The organism is Nocardioides sp. CPCC 206348 (assembly GCF_048654705.1).
GTDB lineage: Bacteria > Actinomycetota > Actinomycetes > Propionibacteriales > Nocardioidaceae > Nocardioides.
Window position 1 is genome coordinate 2,683 of the sequence record NZ_JBMCZA010000170.1, and the last position, 999, is coordinate 3,681.

Consider the following 999-nt stretch of genomic DNA (forward strand, 5'->3'; position numbering starts at 1 on the left):
GGAGTCGGCCACGTGCTGGGCGACGTTCTGGAAGTGGTCCACGTCGAGGCCACCGCTGACGACCAGCGTGGGTGCGGACACCAGCGCCAGGTCCACGTCGACCCGCGTCGCCTCGGGGCCCGGATCGAGCTCGTCGGCGGCCAGCTGGACCTCGAAGGCGTGCGCCTGCATCGCGCGGACGAGGTCACGCGTCGCTGCCGAGGCCTCCGGCCCCAGCCACGTGGCGACGTTCAGCTCCACCGCGCCCGCCACGTCCCCGCTGTTGAGCAGCCGGTCCTCCTCCTCGTCGAAGGCATCGGCCCGCGGGGTGCTCGGGACTCCCCGGAGCGCCGGGCACAGCAGGGCCAGCGACGCGACTCGCTCTGGAGCCGTGACCGCAACCTCGAGCGCCACGCGTCCGCCGAAGGAGGACCCGACGATCGCGGCGCGGTCGACCTGCAGGTGGTCGAGCAGTGCGACCACGTCGGCGGCGAACGAGAACCGCTCCGCCGGCAACGGGGTCTCCCCGAACCCCCGCAGGTCCGGACGAATGACGCGGTGCGAGGGCGCGAGTGCAGCGACCTGGTCCGCCCACATCCGTCGGTCGCAGACACCGGAGTGCAGGAGGACGACTGCCGGGCCGGAGCCCTCGTCGTCGTGGGAGAGGATCATGCCCCGATCGAACCGCATCGCCGACGGCGGCGTCGACCGGGTTTCCCTCGCCTCGTCGTCGGAGCGGCTGCGGGTTCATCAAGGTATGTCGGCGGCCCGGCACTTCCCACGGCGTGCCCACCGTGGGAAGTGACAACTCGGCTACATACCTTGATGAACCCGCACCACCGGCGCCACGAACCGCGCCACCATCGCCCGCTCCTCCGCGGCGTCGCGACCGGGAACGGTGAGGAGCGAGACGATCGCACGGACCAGCCAGCGCGCGGCGTCGGGATCGGGCGCCATGGTCAGGCCGAGCGCCTCGATCACCTCGGACTCGATGGCCCGGTCGGCGGTACGGCCGGCGTC

Annotated in this window: 2 protein-coding genes; both read right to left on the bottom strand. The window is 72.5% G+C overall.

Annotation, left to right across the window (positions count from 1 at the left end; all coding sequences use genetic code 11):
• A partial coding sequence (locus tag ACOADB_RS13520; protein WP_378599403.1) for an alpha/beta fold hydrolase occupies nt 1-651 on the bottom strand: 651 nt, incomplete at its 3' end.
• A 141-nt stretch (nt 652-792) separates the two neighbouring features.
• Nucleotides 793-999, bottom strand: a 207-nt coding sequence (locus tag ACOADB_RS13525) for a hypothetical protein (protein WP_378599406.1), incomplete at its 5' end; no start/stop codon positions are given.